This is a genomic window from Haloechinothrix sp. LS1_15, assembly GCF_033042135.1.
In the GTDB taxonomy this organism is placed as follows: Bacteria; Actinomycetota; Actinomycetes; order Mycobacteriales; family Pseudonocardiaceae; genus Haloechinothrix.
Genome location: NZ_WBXM01000008.1, coordinates 209,165 through 224,469, shown reverse-complemented (window position 1 = coordinate 224,469; position 15,305 = coordinate 209,165). Strand labels below are relative to the sequence as shown.

12 protein-coding genes and 1 pseudogene are annotated in these 15,305 nt (G+C 68.6%); 7 read left to right on the top strand and 6 right to left on the bottom strand.

The features are described from left to right. Nucleotides 1–571 (top strand): annotated as a pseudogene (locus tag F8178_RS14440) (4-hydroxyacetophenone monooxygenase); the annotation flags it as partial. A 21-nt stretch (nt 572–592) separates the two neighbouring features. On the opposite strand, the gene F8178_RS14435 reads toward F8178_RS14440, so the two are convergent. The 4 genes from F8178_RS14435 to F8178_RS14420 all read right to left on the bottom strand — a co-directional run bounded on the left by F8178_RS14435 (nt 593) and on the right by F8178_RS14420 (nt 6,116). Next, nucleotides 593–1,090 (bottom strand): helix-turn-helix transcriptional regulator, encoded by a 498-nt coding sequence (locus F8178_RS14435; protein WP_317495299.1) that lies wholly within the window; start codon nt 1,088–1,090, stop codon nt 593–595. 199 nt (nt 1,091–1,289) lie between these two features. Beyond that, the gene (locus F8178_RS14430) at nt 1,290–3,008 is read right to left on the bottom strand and encodes an LCP family protein (protein WP_317495298.1); all 1,719 of its coding nucleotides are present in this window, start codon (nt 3,006–3,008) and stop codon (nt 1,290–1,292) included. Nucleotides 3,009–3,143: 135 nt separating this feature from the next. After that, nucleotides 3,144–4,556: a GGDEF domain-containing protein gene (locus F8178_RS14425; RefSeq protein ID WP_317495297.1), complete on the bottom strand. Its 1,413-nt coding sequence runs from the start codon at nt 4,554–4,556 to the stop codon at nt 3,144–3,146. 378 nt (nt 4,557–4,934) lie between these two features. Beyond that, on the bottom strand, nt 4,935–6,116 hold the full coding sequence (locus F8178_RS14420; protein ID WP_317495296.1) for an MFS transporter: 1,182 nt from the start codon (nt 6,114–6,116) through the stop codon (nt 4,935–4,937). Between the two features lie 261 nt (nt 6,117–6,377). Between F8178_RS14420 and F8178_RS14415 the strand changes: the two genes are divergently transcribed. Continuing rightward, nucleotides 6,378–7,268, top strand: a complete 891-nt coding sequence (locus F8178_RS14415; RefSeq protein ID WP_317495295.1) for an SDR family NAD(P)-dependent oxidoreductase — start codon at nt 6,378–6,380, stop codon at nt 7,266–7,268. 29 nt (nt 7,269–7,297) lie between these two features. Here F8178_RS14415 and F8178_RS14410 read toward each other — a convergent pair whose 3' ends face one another. Then, the gene (locus F8178_RS14410) at nt 7,298–8,170 is read right to left on the bottom strand and encodes a DUF4389 domain-containing protein (RefSeq protein ID WP_317495294.1); all 873 of its coding nucleotides are present in this window, start codon (nt 8,168–8,170) and stop codon (nt 7,298–7,300) included. Between the two features lie 389 nt (nt 8,171–8,559). On the opposite strand from F8178_RS14410, the gene F8178_RS14405 reads away from it, so the two are divergent. From F8178_RS14405 to F8178_RS14395, 3 genes are all read left to right on the top strand, one after another. Continuing rightward, nucleotides 8,560–9,732 (top strand): MFS transporter, encoded by a 1,173-nt coding sequence (locus tag F8178_RS14405; RefSeq protein ID WP_317495293.1) that lies wholly within the window; start codon nt 8,560–8,562, stop codon nt 9,730–9,732. Between the two features lie 198 nt (nt 9,733–9,930). Then, nucleotides 9,931–11,781, top strand: a complete 1,851-nt coding sequence (locus F8178_RS14400) for a CocE/NonD family hydrolase (RefSeq protein WP_317495292.1) — start codon at nt 9,931–9,933, stop codon at nt 11,779–11,781. A 116-nt stretch (nt 11,782–11,897) separates the two neighbouring features. Next, nucleotides 11,898–12,314, top strand: coding sequence for a DoxX family protein (locus tag F8178_RS14395; protein WP_317495291.1), 417 nt, complete (start codon nt 11,898–11,900; stop codon nt 12,312–12,314). Nucleotides 12,315–12,432: 118 nt separating this feature from the next. Here F8178_RS14395 and F8178_RS14390 read toward each other — a convergent pair whose 3' ends face one another. Beyond that, nucleotides 12,433–12,855, bottom strand: a complete 423-nt coding sequence (locus F8178_RS14390; RefSeq protein ID WP_317495290.1) for a RidA family protein — start codon at nt 12,853–12,855, stop codon at nt 12,433–12,435. Between the two features lie 80 nt (nt 12,856–12,935). Between F8178_RS14390 and F8178_RS14385 the strand changes: the two genes are divergently transcribed. Next, a complete protein-coding gene (locus tag F8178_RS14385) occupies nt 12,936–14,525 on the top strand; it encodes a radical SAM protein (protein ID WP_317495289.1) in 1,590 nt (529 codons plus the stop codon). Next, nucleotides 14,512–15,303: a methyltransferase domain-containing protein gene (locus tag F8178_RS14380; protein WP_317495288.1), complete on the top strand. Its 792-nt coding sequence runs from the start codon at nt 14,512–14,514 to the stop codon at nt 15,301–15,303. Before F8178_RS14385 ends, F8178_RS14380 begins: the two co-directional genes overlap by 14 nt. The last annotated feature ends 2 nt before the right edge of the window (nt 15,304–15,305 follow it).

The window sequence follows — 15,305 nt, the reverse complement described above, 5'->3', positions numbered from 1 at the left end:
CGGCATCGCCGAGGTGCGCGAGCACAGCATCGTGGACACCGCCGGGGTCGAGCACGAGGTGGACGCCATCATCTACGGCACAGGGTTCCACGTCACCGACGCCTTCGACTACCTCGACATCACCGGCGAGTCCGGCCGCGAGCTGTCCACCGAGTGGTCCACTCAGGGCATGGAGACCCACAGGGGAATCACCGTAGAGGGTTTCCCGAACCTGTTCTTCCTGCTCGGCCCGAACACCGGGCTCGGCCACAATTCGGTGGTGTTCATGATCGAGTCGCAGGTCCGCTACGTGCTGGATGCGATGCGCCGTGTCGAGCAGCGCGGGGCGGAGGCCATCAAAGTGCGCCCCCAGGCGCAGGAGCGTTTCCAGGAGCGTATCCAGCGCAAGCTGCACAGGGGTGTGTGGACCACCGGGGGCTGCACCAGCTGGTACCTGGACTCCAAGGGGGTCAACCGAACCCTCTGGCCCGGCTTCACCTGGCGATACTGGCTGGAGACCCGTTCGGTTGATCCCAGCGAGTACGAGCTCGTCGGCCCGGGTGATGGCCGTGACGGTCAGGTCGGCCGGTGACGGCCAACCGCCGCGTGGCGGTCACTCCTGCCCGTCCGCGTTCGACGTGACCGGGTTGGACAGGGTGCGCAGGTATTCGCGTAGCTCGTGGGGCGGGACGTCGCACAGCTCGGCCAGGCGCTCCACCGCGGCCGGTGCCAGGTAGACGTACGGGTGGCTGAAGGTGCCTTCGTCGCGCAGCCGGTCCGCGGCCCAACGCCGGAGCGGGTGGAGCTCGGGTCGGGGATCGTGTGCGACGGTCACCAGGTTGATCTCGATCTGGTCGGCACCGGTGCTGAACAACCGTGCATGAACCCGACCAAGCAGGTCGTGCGGTGTTTCGCCCATAGCGAGGCAGATCTCGGCAAGGCGTACGACCGAGCATTGCCGAGTCCCGAGCTCGTAGGTCGCCAGCGTCTGGATCGAGACGTCTCTGTCCAGTCGCTGGTTGAGCTCCTTGCGTGTCCATCCCCGGCGCTTGCGTGCCTTCCGCAGCTCGTCGCCGAGGATCTGCTGGTACCGCTGGCTATCGATGCGCACCGTGGTCCCTCTTCACGTCCCTCCACCTCGGGCCGCGTCATCGCCCCTGCTGTCGCGACGACCAACGGCTGAGACCAGCGCCGGTCTCACATAGGTGAAAGTGCGGAGCTGGCCGGTCGTGACGCGATTCGGACAGGAAAATCAGCGGAGCACCCTGCGTGGCCACCGGAATCCTCGCGCTGCGCTGCGTCGATCCCGATCAGTTGACACAGGTCACACCATCGGCTGTGATGGGCCCCTCGTCCGCGTCCTCGTCCCGTTCGGCGTCTCCCGCGCTGTCACCGGCGCCGTCAGGGGTGTCTTCCTGGCCGGAGTGCACGTCGGCCTGTTCCGTGGGCCCTTCCGTAGGCGCATGCTGCGGTGACGGGCCGGTGCCCTCGGTCCCGGTACCTGCCGGGAAGTCGCTGCCGAGCAGGATGGTCACCTGCCCCGTGGACAGCGAACCGTCCTCCTCGAGCTCTCCCGCCCCGTCCAGCGCCGCCACGACGTGCCGAGCGTTACCCTCCTCGCCAGCGGGGTAGCGCACCACCGTGGTGTCGCGAGCAGCGGCGTTGTCCACCAGGCCCTCGGTGAAGCCCTGCGCGGTCAGCGAGCCGGCGACATCGGCGGCCAGGCCGGGTCGGGTCGTGGTGTTCAGCACGTTCACCGTGACCTCGGCAGGGGTGATCTCGTCGGACGCGTCCTCCTCCGATCCCTCCGCGGTGTCCGTGCCGGAGTACTCGTCGAAGAACTGCCTGACGGTTGCCGGGTCGACCTGGACGGCCGAGCCCGCCGGGGTGTCCATGTTCATGCGTTCCACCGGGATGGTGCGGAACTCGATATCGCCGCCGGACAGCCCGCCCATCTGCTCGGCGAAGCCCATGATGTCCCAGCCCTGGTCGAGCACCACCGATGAACCGACGGCGTCGATCAGGTCGTTGAGTTTCGTCCGGTTGGTGAGGGTTCCCGCGGAGAGGATGTTGCTCGCCAGCCCTGCCAGGAACGCCTGCTGGCGCACCACCCGGTCGAGGTCGCCGCGGGGTAGGCCGTAGCGCTGCCGGACGAAGGCGAGCGCGTCCTTGCCGGAGAGGGTCTGTACGCCCGCGTCGAAATCCGCCCCCGAGTTGTCCTCCTGCACGGCCTCGTTGAGGCACACTTCCACCCCGCCGATCGCCTCGGTGATCTCCAGGAACCCGAAGATATTGACCGAGGCGTAGTTGTCGATGGTGCGGCCGGTGAGCCGTTCGACGCTCCTGATGAGGGTCCGTGCCCCTTCCTGTCGGGCGCGCACCTCGATCTCGCGGGGGTCGGTGAGCCCTTCCTCCGCACGGAGCCTGCGTTGTTCGGCGACCTTGCCTCGCGCAAAGGCCGAGTTGATCTTGTGCCTGCCGAATCCCGGGATGGTGACGTAGGAGTCGCGGGGGATGGAAGCCGCGACCGCGCCGCTGCCGTCCTCGGGGACGTGGATCAGGATGATCGTGTCGGTGTTGAGCTCCCCGTCGCCCGTGCCGACGTTGAGCTCGTTGAGGTACTCGCGGGGGAGCTCGTTGCCCTGCGCGTCGGTACGGCTGTCGAGCCCGACCAGCAGGATGTCACGCGAGCCGTCCGCGAAGTCGTCGCCACCACCGTCGGTGAGCACGTCGGCGACGGTCAGGCTCCGGTCCATGCCCAACACCGAGGCCCATGCGTATCCGGTGACCCCGAGGATGAGCAGCGACACCATGGCCAGCGCGATCTTGACGCCGAGTAGCGACCTGACCCGGCCCAACGTGCCGCCGGAGCAGCCTCGCGGCAGGCGCCCACCGGCAGCGGCGGCGCTCGCGCCGCCGCGCGGGCGGCCGGGGCCGGGCCGTGGCGGGGGCGGGGTGTCGGGCTCCCGATCGAGCCACGGCCGCGACGGGTCCCGTTCCCGCCGCTGACGTCGTGGTCGCTCCTCCACGCTGCTCGCTCCCTTCCGTCGCGACCCGTGACGGCCACGGTCGGTACGCCAGCCTAGGTCGCCAGGACGTCCGGGCAGCGGCGTCGCAGCCGATGATCACGAGGTGTCACCCGTACGGCTGGCCGCCGGACTCGGCTATCCGGCGGGATACGTCCGGCCTGTCCGATCCTCACCCCTGCTTGCGTGGTCGGCCCTGCGATGCGCGAACCGTACCTGGTCGCGCCCGCCTTCCTTCGCTTCGTACACCGCCGCGTCGGCTGCCTGCACCAACGTCTCGAGCGAGTCGGCGTGGTGCGGGTACACCGCGACGCCGATCGACGTGGTGCGCCCGGTGATCGTGGCCGTGCCCCCACGCTTGTTCGTGGTGACGATGCGGGCGCGCGCGACAGTGTTGCGGATGCGCTCGGCGGCGTGGCCCGCGGCTTCGAGCCCGATGTCGGGAAGTAAGACCAGGAACTCCTCGCCGCCGAACCGGCCGACGATGTCCCCCGGACGCGTCGTCTCGCTCAGCAGCGCACCCACGTGCCGCAACACATCGTCACCGGCCGGGTGGCCGTACGTGTCGTTGATCCACTTGAAGTCGTCGAAGTCGATCATCAGGAGGGCGGGTCCCTCGCGCGTGCGGCTGGCGCGGCGGAAGACCCGCTCGGCCGATTCCGTCCAGCCGCGCATGTTGAACAGCCCGGTCTTCGAATCGGTGCGTACATCGGATTGCAGCTGCCCCAGCTCGGCCAGCCGGTTGAACACCACGGTGACCAGCGCCATGACGGCTACCGCTGGCGGAACGTTGACCAGCAGGATCGCGGTCACCGCACCGAGTCCGATGGTGACGGCTTCGATGAGGTTGTCATGCACGGTGCCGACAACCTTGCGCCAGGTGCGTCGTTGCGTGCCGCCGAGTGCCAGCACGCTCGCGGTCAACACGAGTTGCACCGCCTCGTAGGTCAACCCGGCCAGCACGATCGCGCCGAACTCGTGAAGCGCCCAGAAGGACGTGGCCGAGGCGAGGCTGATGCCTTCGACGGCGGTGAAGACCAGATGCGCCAGCGTCGCGGCGGCCGCGATGCTCACCGAGGAGAAGACGAAGTTGTGCGGCGGGCGTCGGGCGATCAGCCACCGCTGCATGCGCAACAGCGCGACCAGCGCGAGGATCAGCGGCACGGGAAGCAGCAGGGCAGCCGGGAAGATCCACACAGCCGTGAGGTCGATGATGACGCCGTCGATGCGGCTACGCCGCCGCGCCTCTTGCCTGCTGGTCAGCAGGATGTGCAGCATGCCGCCCGCGGCGAGGATGGCGAACCGCGCCCAGTCCTCGGCTGCCGGTAAGGGTGCAGCCGCGATCGCGAGAACGAACCCGGCGACCGCGAGGATCTCGACGGCCAGCACCAGCACGACCATCGGCTTCGGCCGCCGCCAGAGGTCCCACTGTCGCGGGTGGTGGCCGCGCGGGCCGGAACCGGCTCCACGCGTGCTCGCCGTGTCGCCGGTTTCGGGCTGATGCCGCTGACGGGGATGGGCGGGCTGCCGGCCGCGGGGAGGGGACGTCACGACGCTCCTCCTTTCGCGCTCGTACGGCCGTCACAACCGACGCTGCGCGCGGCCACGCGGCCGGAACCCGGTACCATCCACCGTATCGGTTGTGCCGGTAGCACCGGCTGGGCTTGTGGCTTGCCCGGAGACAGGACGCGCCGTGATCGGAGGTGTTACTGATGACCGACCGTGACTTCTGAGGATCCCTCGAGTACAGGATTCAGCTGGGCAGTACTTCTGGGAGGTGTTCGTTGTGACCGACCGTGACTTCTGACGATGATACTGCGGGACATCCGTTCCCCGTAGGGACGATTGTTGGCGCGCACCCTGACGGGGGATCTGTGCCTTGGTGGTAGCGGTAGGCGTGACGTCGACAACGGGCGGGTCGCCGTAGGCCTAGCCATTCACGGTGACCTGCCCCCGTACCCGGAGCCATCCGGCGGTGACGAGCAGCGCGAGCGTGGCACCGGTCGCGCCCCCGATCGCGACCGTGTACATGGCCGACCCAAGCCATTCCGCGACAGCCCCGGCGATCGCCACGCCGATCCCTTGGGACACCCGCAGGCCCGTGCGGTACACACCGCCCGCGCCGCCGCGGAGCTCGTTGGGCACCAGGGTCAGGAACGTGGCGTTGACCGTGATCAGGTACGCGCCCGTCATCCCCCCGAGTGTCAGCAGGAGCAGGCTGGTCAGCAGCGTGGGCTGAAGCGCGAACGGTACCAGCAGCGCCAGCGAGACGGTGGCCAGCAGCGGCACCAGCCGCAGCCGCGCGGCGGCCGGGACGAAGCGTGCCAGGAGGAACGCGCCGATCACGAACCCGAGTGGATCGGCCGCGAGTAACCAGCCAACGGCCTGGTCCCCGGCATCGAGTTCGGACACCAGCGGTGCGGCGAGCCCAGCGGGAACCGCGGCGAACCCCACCAGCCACCCCAGCCAGGTCAGGTTGCGCAACCTGCGATCGCCGAAGACGAGCCTGGCACCGTCGAACCAGCCGTCCCGTGAAGCGGTGGCGCGTGGCCGGTGGCGCACGCAGGCGCGCACGATGCCCGCCGCCAAGAGGAAGGTCAGCGCATCCAGTAGCAGGGCGAGTTGCGGCCCGATGAGGGTGACGAGCACGCCACCGCCGGCGAGTCCCACCAACATCATGGTGTTGGTGGTCACGCCCCGCAGATCCTGGCTGCGGAGGTAGAGCTCGTCGTCGCTGATGGCCTCCCTGATGATCGCGTGCTGTGCGGCGTTGGCAGGCGCTCCTGCCAGCCCGACGCCGAACACCAGCGCGCACAGCACGGGCAGCGGCGTGCCGGGAACGGCCATGGCGGCCACCAGCACGGCCTGGATCAGCATGCACCCGATGACGATCGTGCGGCGAGGGAAGTGGTCGGCGAGCTGCGACAGGCCCAGCCCGCCCGCCAGTGCGGGCAGGAAGGTCATGGCATAGACCAGCGCCGCCCACAACGCCGATTGGGTACGTCCGAACACCATGATCGCCAGGGCCACCTTGGCCAGTTGATCACCTGCCAGCGATACAGCCTCGGTGATCCACAGCGAGCGGAACTCGGGATGGGACAGCACGTCCACGAAGCGCGCACGGTGCTCTCGCGGCCCGGCACGCGCCGTTCGGTTACCGTTGCGCCCGATCGGCACCTGGGATGTCCCCTCACGACGGCGCTGACTGTTGGCCCCGGAGTGTACTACTGCGACTACCCGGAGTGCTGGTTCTGATGGGGTGATCGGTCCGGCGCTTCCGCCCGACTGGTCACCATCGGACATTCGACGCATTCTGCCATCCACTCGTCGACGGAGTGTGATTCCCAGTGCGTACGGGGCCAGACTGGAACCATGGGCATCCTCGAGGGCAAGTCGGTCGTGGTGACAGGTGCCGGGCGAGGGCTCGGCGCGGCCTTTGCCGCCGAGGCCGCCGCGGCGGGCGCGGCCGTGGTGGTCAACGACGTCGACGCGGCCTCGGCGGACCGTATCGCGGCCAACATCCGGGAGCGAGGCGGGAACGCGGTGGTCAGCCACCACACCGTGGCGGATCCCGACGAGGCGGCGGCGATCGTCGAGACCGCGCTCGTGGCGTTCGGCCGACTCGACGGGCTGGTCAACAACGCGGGCGTGCATCACGAAGCGGCCCCGTGGCACGAGGATCCGCACGCGGTGCGGGAACTGGTCGAGGTCAACCTGCTCGGCGTGATCCATACTGGGCTGGCAGCCGCGCGGGCGATGCTCGGCACGGGCGGGTCCCTGGTGAACATCTCCTCCGGGGCATCCTTCGGACAGCGGCAGCTGGGAAGCTACGCGGCGACCAAGGGCGCCGTCGCGTCGCTGACGTACTCCTGGGCGCTCGACATGGAGACCGAGGGGATCCGGGTGAACGCGGTGTGCCCGCTGGCGCTGACGCGTATGGTGCGCCGGTCTCCGCGTTCCCGGCGGCGTTGCCCGCCGGACCGGACACCGGATCGGGTCGCACCGCTGGTGCTCTACCTGCTGTCGGACGCCGCCGAGGGGATCACCGGGCAGTTGATCAGGTGTGACGGCAGGCAGCTGCACATCGTGGGCCAGCCGTACGTCAAGCAACCGGTCCTGGAGCGCGAGACCTGGGACGTGGCGAGTATCCGGCGTTCCTTCGACGAGGTACTGACCGCGCACCTGGAGCCGTACGGGTTGGAGAAGCGGCTCCCCCTCCGGCTACGCAGGCTCGTCGAGCCGTTCCGCTCACGGGTGTCCTGACAGACCAGCGGCGAGCTTCGCCTGCTCGCCTACTCGATGACGACGGTGTCGGTGCCGTCCGTTGCCGTCTCGGCAGCGGTGCCTGCCGCGCCGCCGCCGATGGCGCCGAGGACGCCGAGCACGATGATCACCACGAGCAGGGCTTTCGCGCCGGGCGAAAGCAGCAACGGCCGGGTGTCGCTGGCTCGCTCCGGCGCCCCCTGCGTGTCCTGTGCCTGCGGAACCGCTCCGGCCGGTGCGGCCTGGGGCGTCGGAGTCGTGTGCGCGGTGGTGGCCGCAACCCGTGAAGTGTCACCGAAGAGCAGCTTCGGGTACGCTGCGGTCACCAGCAGCCCGTAGGACATGTAGCGGAGCTCGTAGCGCAGCACGGCCGCGCTCGCGCCGAAGATCGGGGTGGGGATCCTGCCAAGGATCAACACGATCAGCCAGAAAAAGAACGCCAGCATCATCCATCCCGCTATGACGACCACGGCGACGATGTAGGCGGGAATGATCAGGATGATACGGAAGAGCACGGCGAGCCGGTTCAACCGGTCCTGGGGCGGTAGCTCGAACCGTGCCGGGTGGTCCTGTGTCGACCAGGCGAACGGCGGGTAGGTGTCGGTGAGCAGGTAGAGGTAGGCATTGACCCGGGCGTAGTACGCCACGTACCCGCTGAGGAAGCCGAACGCCCACGTGGGCAGCCGCCCCATGAACAGCGCCGCGAACCAGCCGATCACCACGATGACCGTGGCTGCGATACCGAGCGCGTACACCACGATGAACTGCGGGATCAGCAGCAGGAGGCGCAGCAGTACGGTCCACCGGCGGTGCCGCTCGGGGCGGTTGATGTCGAGCTCCGGCAGCAGCTCGGCCAGCCGGGGGTGGTCTGCTGCGGCGGGCTCGCCTGCGGGTGTGGTCATGCTGTACTCCCGGGTCGCCGTGGGCCGTTGGTCCTCGTTCTAGCAGCGCCCGAGCAGTCCCGCCCGATGGGGCGGGAGGATCATCTCAACGGGTGAGTCCTTGGCGCCGGATACGGCCGGATACGGCCGGATACGCCTGTGCGGCCGTATCCGCGGCGTCGCCGTGGCGTACCGGCGCGGCGACGCTCCGGATCCCGGATCACAGCCGGTCGGGTATCCTCGATCCGGTCGTCATCGCGCGGGGTCAGTGCCGATCGCCGTCCAGCACGTCGATCACCGTAACCCACCCCCATCCTCGAGGAGACCCACTGACCTCTCCGGCGCGTACGCGCGGCGCCCGATCGCCGTCCGGATTCTATGGTTGGCACATCGCGGGATTCGCCGCACTGATGATCGCCGTGAGCGCCCCGGGACAGACCGCCGCGGTATCGGTATTCATCGACCCGATGATCGCCGAGCTCGACATCGGCCGTTCCGCGATCTCGGCGGCATACCTGGCTGGCACCCTCACCGGCGCGCTGGCGATGCCGTTCGTCGGCAGGATGCTCGATCGCTTCGGTATCCGGCGGGTGATGGTCGCGATCGGGTTGATCTTCTCGATCGCGTTGTGCTCGCTAGCTGCCGTGTCCTCCGTGATCGGGCTGACCGGCGGTTTCGTGGCGATCAGGATGGCAGGGCAGGGTGCGTTGAGCCTGGCTGCGACCACTGCGGTGGCGCTGTGGTTCGAGCGACGTCGGGGTACCGCTCTCGGCATGGTCAGCGCGGTCGGCGCTTCGGCCATCGCGCTGGCACCTGTGCTGTTGGAGAGCCTGATCGCGCAGTGGGGGTGGCGCACGACGTGGCTCATCCAGGGCGTGGCTGTCGCGGTGATCGTGCTGCCCGTCGCATGGTTCGGCATGCGCGACCGGCCCGCCGAGCTCGGCCAGTTCCCGGACGGCGTCGTCGACGGCGGCGCCGATCCCACCGCGAGCGACTGGGGCTTCACGCGTCAGGCGGCGCTGCGCACGCCGTACTTCTGGGTCGTGACCTCGGCGATAGCGACGGTGAGCCTGCTGGTGACCGCGGTCAACTTCCATCAGATCAGCCTGCTCGGCGAACGCGGGCTCAGCTCCGCCGAAGCGGCCGCCAATTTCATCCCGCAGACGATCGCCAACCTGGTGGCCACGTTCGCGGTGGGCTACCTGGCCGACCGTGTCGGCCACAGGGGATTGCTGGTTGCGTGTATGGCGTGCCTGATCGGTGGTCTGGTACTGGCCACCGTGGTCGCCCCTGGCCCGCTCGCGGTGGTGTTCGGGCTGCTCGTCGGCGCGGCAGGCGGCAGTGTCCGCGCGGTCGAGGGCGCGAGCCTACCGAGGTACTTCGGCACCGCCCATATCGGGGCCATCCGGGGGACGGTCTCGGCGATCATGGTGGGTTCGACGGCGTTCGGGCCGCTCGCCTTCGCCGGGGTGTTCCAGTTCGCGGGAAGCTATACGCCGGCACTGCTGGTGTCCACGGCGGCGCCGGTGGCGGTGATCGTCGCGGCGATGGTGATCCGCCCACCGGAACGCGCACGAGACTGAGCCCCACCGCACCGCCTGCCGGTCCCATCGTGACAGCGTGACCGGTTCGCACCATTGCGTCGATCGGCACCCTCGGGTAAGCATACGTGAGCATAATTCGTGTTCTGCGTGCCTGCGCGGCGGCACGGTGCGGTCAGCTGGGAGGTCACGATGGCAGGCGAAGCCCGATCCCGTGTACCGGGAAGGAGACGGCGTGCCGTGGAGCTGGTACCCGCCCTCGGGGCGGTGATCGGGCTGCTCGCCGCGTTGCTCGTCGTGCACGGGGCACCGCAGGCGGCCGCGGCGCCGAACACGTACGTGACGATGCCGGATGGCGTGGAGATCGCGCTGAACGTGCGGCTGCCGGACGACTACCAGGAAGACCGGACCTACCCGACGGTGTTCGAGATGTCCGGCTACGACGGGGGGTCGGCCTCCGAGGACAGCCCGATCGAGGGCAGCAGGCAGCTGACGGAACGGTTCAACGAGGACTACGTGACCATCCACGCCTCGATCCGCGGTACCGGGTGCTCGGGCGGTGAGTTCGATCTGTTCAGTTACCAGACCGCCGAGGACGGGCGCTACATCATCGACGAGTGGATCGCGCAGCAGCCATGGTCCAACGGTGATGTGGCCATCATGGGGCATTCCTACGGGGGCATCACCGGGTTCATGGTGGCCTCGGCACAACCGGAGCACCTTCGCGCGATCACCGTGTCCGGGCTGATCGACGACCTGTACCGGGGCATCGTCTACCCAGGTGGAGTGGTCAACTACGGATTCCCGCTGCTCTGGGCAGGCGGCTTGCGGCCCGCGATGGACCTCGGCGGGGGAGTGCTTCCCGGGCTGCTGTTCGCCGAATCCGACGAGGAGTTCGCCGAGCGGCAGCAGCGGTGCGCCACCAACCAGCTCACCAAACGGCGAACGGTGCTGGACGATCCGCTGTTGCAGGGCCTCAATCAGACCGACAGCGAGTGGTATCGCACGCGGTCCAGTGTGACCTATGCGGACCGGATCGAGGTCCCGGTGCACATTACCCACGCCTACCAGGATGAGCAGACCGGACCTCGCGGCGCGCCGCACCTGTGGGAGAAGGTCGACGGGGTGCCCAAACGCATGTTGCTGACCAACGGCGATCACGCGACCCAGAACCCGGCGGCTGCGGGACCCGAGGTGTGGCGCGATCGCGTTGCCTGGATCGACCATTTCACCGGCGTCGAACGGACACCGGAGTTCGGACCAGCCGGAGTGGGCCGGACCTCGGTGACCACGCTGCTGGAGACACATCGCGACGGGGACGGCGAACTGACCTCCAACGGCCGCATCGACAGCACGGAGTTCCCGCTGGAAAACACCGACTGGACCGACTTCCACCTCGGTGCCGACGGCTCGCTGACGCCGGGACAGGCGGCGCCGGGCTCGGAGGGCACGTCCACGTACCTGTCAGGAACACGGCGGCAGGCGTGGTCGTACCACCTGGGTCCCGCGGTCGGGGCGCCGTTGTCCACCGCGGACGCGCCGGACGAGCTGACCTACCGGACCGAACCGGTGGACGAGCCGACCGCCCTGGTGGGGCCGATGACAGCCACGTTGCACCTGTCGAGTACGGGCGTGGACACTGAGCTGTTCGTCCAGCTCATCGACGAAGCTCCGGACGGTAGCCGTAGCTACCTGCAGCGGGGGCTGCTCAAGGCCAGCCACCGGTCGATCGATGACACCAGGAGTGACTACGACGGTGACGTGCTGTATCGCCCGTGGCGTCCACACACGAACCCGCAGCCGATCACACCGGGTGAGGTCGAGGAGTACGTGATCGAGGTCTTCCCCGTGGGGCACGTGCTCCGACCGGGGCACCGGCTGATGGTGAAGGTCAGCGCGCCACCGGCGCTCGACAGCGTCTACGCCTACGTGCCGACCACGGCGCCGAGCATCAACACCGTCCATCACTCGAGCGAACATCCAAGCAGGCTGACGGTGCCGCTGCAGCCGATCGACAGCGGCGACCTCGGCCCGGCGTTGCCGTGCGGTGCGCAGGAAGCCGTGCGCTGCGTCGCTGAACCGAACGGGTAGGGCAAGCGACGGCGCCGGTCGGGGGATGGGGGCTTTCCCCGCGCCCGCGCCGGGTCCACCATGGAGAGGTCGGCATCGTCGCGGGTCGACGTAACGACACCATGAGGAGGTGCGTGATGGACGTTGTCGTCCTCATCGGCCGCATACTGTTCGCCGCGCTGTTCATCGGCTCCGGCATCAATCACCTGGCGCAGGCCAACGCCATGACGGGCTACGCGACGTCACGGGGAGTGCCGCTGGCGAAGGTGGTGGTACCGGTCTCCGGCGTGTGGATCATCGTCGGTGGTCTGCTCGTGTTGCTGGGGATCTGGGCCGACCTCGGCGCGCTGCTACTGCTCGTCCACGTCGTGCTGTCGGCCGCGCTGATGCACGCGTTCTGGCAGGAGACGGATCCGCAGGCACGGCAGGGCGAGATGGTCCACTTCATGAAGAACACCGGCCTGGCAGGCGCGGCGTTGATGGCGTTCGCGCTCTTCGCCGCCGTCGACGATCTCGGGCTGACCATCACCGGGCCGCTGTTCACGTTGAACTAGGCCGGGTGCCCACCGGTACGGCTGACCGTGTGGGGGTGCGAGCCGAAGGACTCCTCCGGTACAGGATGTGTACTGAAGGGGCCCTTCGGCTCGCACCTGACCCCGCGGGTGCCGCGGACTACGGGAGCTCGCGCGCGGCGACCGCCTCGATTTCGAGCAGCCACTCCTCTTCGTAGATGCCGGTGATGATCACCGTGAGGGCGGGAGCGTGGTCACCGAGGATCTCGCGGCGGATGGTGGCGTTCTCCTCGCGGTAGCTCCGATCCGCCAGGAAGGTGGTCAGCTTCACCACATCGGACAGCTGCATGCCGTGGTGGGCGAGGGCAGCGGCGAGGTTGGCCCATGCCTGACGGCATTGCGAGCCGAAGGTCGCCGGAGCGGTGCCGTCCGGGGCCACCGGGATTTGCCCGGACACGTGCACCACGCGTGCCGGGGACGTGATCTCGTACGAATGGCGGTAGCCGCCACCGTCGGGCACGATCGGGCCGGGAGTTGTCATGCCGTCGATGATGACAGCTTCCTTGGCAGGCACTGTCGGCACGCCGACAGTGTTGGCGCGCTCCCGGGCGTGCTCTGCTGGGCTGGTGTAGCACGACAGGACGCCATACGGGGAGGTCATCAGTGAGCAGCGCCGAACGCTCGATCCAGCAGGACGGCGGCAAGCGGGACCGGGACGAGGTGTTCGTCGAGTTTACGAAAAGCATCTGCCCGGTCTGCAAGGTGCCGGTAGATGCCCAGGTCAACATCCGTGACGGCAAGGTCTACCTCAGGAAACGCTGCGCCCACCACGGCTGGTTCGAAGCGTTGACGTACTCGGACGCCGAGGCCTACCTGTCCTCCTCCCGCTTCAACAAGCCGGGCACGGTACCGCTGACCTTCCAGACCGAGGTGAACGAGGGGTGCCCGCTGGACTGCGGCCTCTGCCCGGAGCACAAGCAGCACGCGTGCCTCGGCATCATCGAGGTGAACACCGGATGCAATCTGGACTGTCCGATCTGTTTCGCGGACTCCGGGAACCACGCGCCGGAGAATGGAGCGGGCGGGTACTCCATAACCCGGGAACAGTGCGAGCTGATGCTGGACACCTTCGTCGCCTCGGAGGGCGAGGCGGAGGTGGTGATGTTCTCCGGCGGGGAGCCCACGATTCACAAGGAGATCCTGGATTTCATCGACCTGGCGCAGGCCAGGCCGATCCGCAACGTCACCCTCAACACCAACGGGATCCGGCTGGCAAGCGATCTCCGATTCGTCGCAGCGCTCGCCGAGCGCCACCGTGTCCCCGGGCGGTCGGTGAACATCTACCTCCAGTTCGACGGGTTGACCGAGCAGACCCATCGGGCGATCCGCGGCCGGGACCTCCGCGAGATCAAACAGCGGGCGCTGGACAACTGCGCCGACGTCGGGCTGCCGGTCACACTGGTCGCCGCGGTCGAGCGCGGGCTCAACGAGCACGAGATCGGTGACATCGTGGAGTTCGGGCTGCGCCATCCCGCCGTGCGGTCGGTGTCGTTCCAACCGGTGACCCATTCGGGCAGGCACGTCGAGTTCGACCCGCTGACCCGGCTGACGAACCCGGACGTGATGCGGCTGCTCGCCGAGCAGCGCCCCGACTGGTTGCGCACCGACGACTTCTTCCCGGTGCCGTGCTGCTTCCCGACCTGCCGGTCGGTGACCTACCTGCTCACCGAGGGCAAGCCAGGCGATCCGGATTTCGGGATCGTGCCCATCCCCAGGCTGCTCGATGTCGGGGAGTATCTCGACTACGTCTCCAACCGGGTCGTTCCCGACTACGCGATCCGCGAGGCGTTGGAGAAGCTGTGGAGTGCCTCGGCGTTCATGGGCACCGAGGTCACCGAAGAGAAGCTGCGGGCGGCCGCCGACGCGTTGGACTGCGCCGACGCCTGCGGCGTGAACCTCCCTGGCGCCGTTGCCGAGCTGACCGACCGGGCATTCATGATCGTCGTGCAGGACTTCCAGGATCCGTACACGCTCAACGTCAAGCAGCTCATGAAGTGCTGCGTCGAGGAGATCACCCCGGATGGGCGCATGATCCCGTTCTGTGCTTACAACTCGGTCGGCTACCGCGAGCAGGTGCGCGAGCAGATGTCCGGTGTCCGGGTCGACGGGGTGGTGCCGAACGCGCGCGAGCTGCGGCCGGTGATCGTCGACTCGCCGTACGGTTCGAAAGTGAGGTCCGATGATCAACGCTGAGGAGCTCAAGGCGTGTTGCGCCGCGGCGTACGGCAACGACGCCGTCGCCATGGTGCTCGGCGAGTCGTACCACCCGGGCGGGTTGCAGCTGAGCAGGCGGCTGGCTGAGCGTACCGGCCTGCGCTCGGGACACCGGGTGGTGGATGTGGCCTCCGGGCGGGGGAGCAGCGCGCGCATGCTGGCCGCCGACTACGACGTCACCGTCGACGGAGTGGAGCTCGGCGAGGACGCACTGCGTACCGCCCGCGACGAGACCGAGCGCGCCGGCCTGCGGGCGAAGGTGCGTTTCCATGCCGGTGACGCCGAGAGCCTGCCGCTGCCCGGCGCCACCTTCGACGTGGTGATGTGCGAGTGCGCGCTGTGTACCTTCCCGGACAAGCCGAGCGCGGCCACCGAGTTCGCGCGGGTGCTGCGGCCGGGCGGCCGGGTCGGGATCAGCGACGTCACCGTCTCCGGGGGCGAGCTTGGTGACGAGTTGGCCACGCTCGGGGCCTGGGTGGCCTGCCTCGCCGATGCCCGGTCGCCGGAGGGCTACCGGGAGATCCTGGCGCAGGCGGGGCTGGCCGTGGTGCACACCGAGCGTCACGACGACGCGATCCGGCGGATGGTCGAGCAGATCGATGCTCGTATCCGGCTGCTGCGCATGACCTCCTTCGGGCAGCTCCACCGGGCCGGGGTCGACGTCGATGCGGTGCTGCGCAGTTGCGCGCTGGCGCGCGAGGCGGTGTCCGATGGGGTGATCGGTTACGCGCTGCTGGTGGCGGAAAAGCCCGGGTGACC

Bases quoted from the DNA above. Each gene is read 5' to 3' on its own strand.
- F8178_RS14415 (WP_317495295.1), top strand. From the start codon at position 6,378: ATGGGCATCCTCGAGGGCAAGTCGGTCGTGGTGACAGGTGCCGGGCGA.
- F8178_RS14410 (WP_317495294.1), bottom strand. From the start codon at position 8,170: ATGACCACACCCGCAGGCGAGCCCGCCGCAGCAGACCACCCCCGGCTG.
- F8178_RS14405 (WP_317495293.1), top strand. From the start codon at position 8,560: ATGATCGCCGTGAGCGCCCCGGGACAGACCGCCGCGGTATCGGTATTC.
- F8178_RS14395 (WP_317495291.1), top strand. From the start codon at position 11,898: ATGGACGTTGTCGTCCTCATCGGCCGCATACTGTTCGCCGCGCTGTTC.
- F8178_RS14380 (WP_317495288.1), top strand. From the start codon at position 14,512: ATGATCAACGCTGAGGAGCTCAAGGCGTGTTGCGCCGCGGCGTACGGC.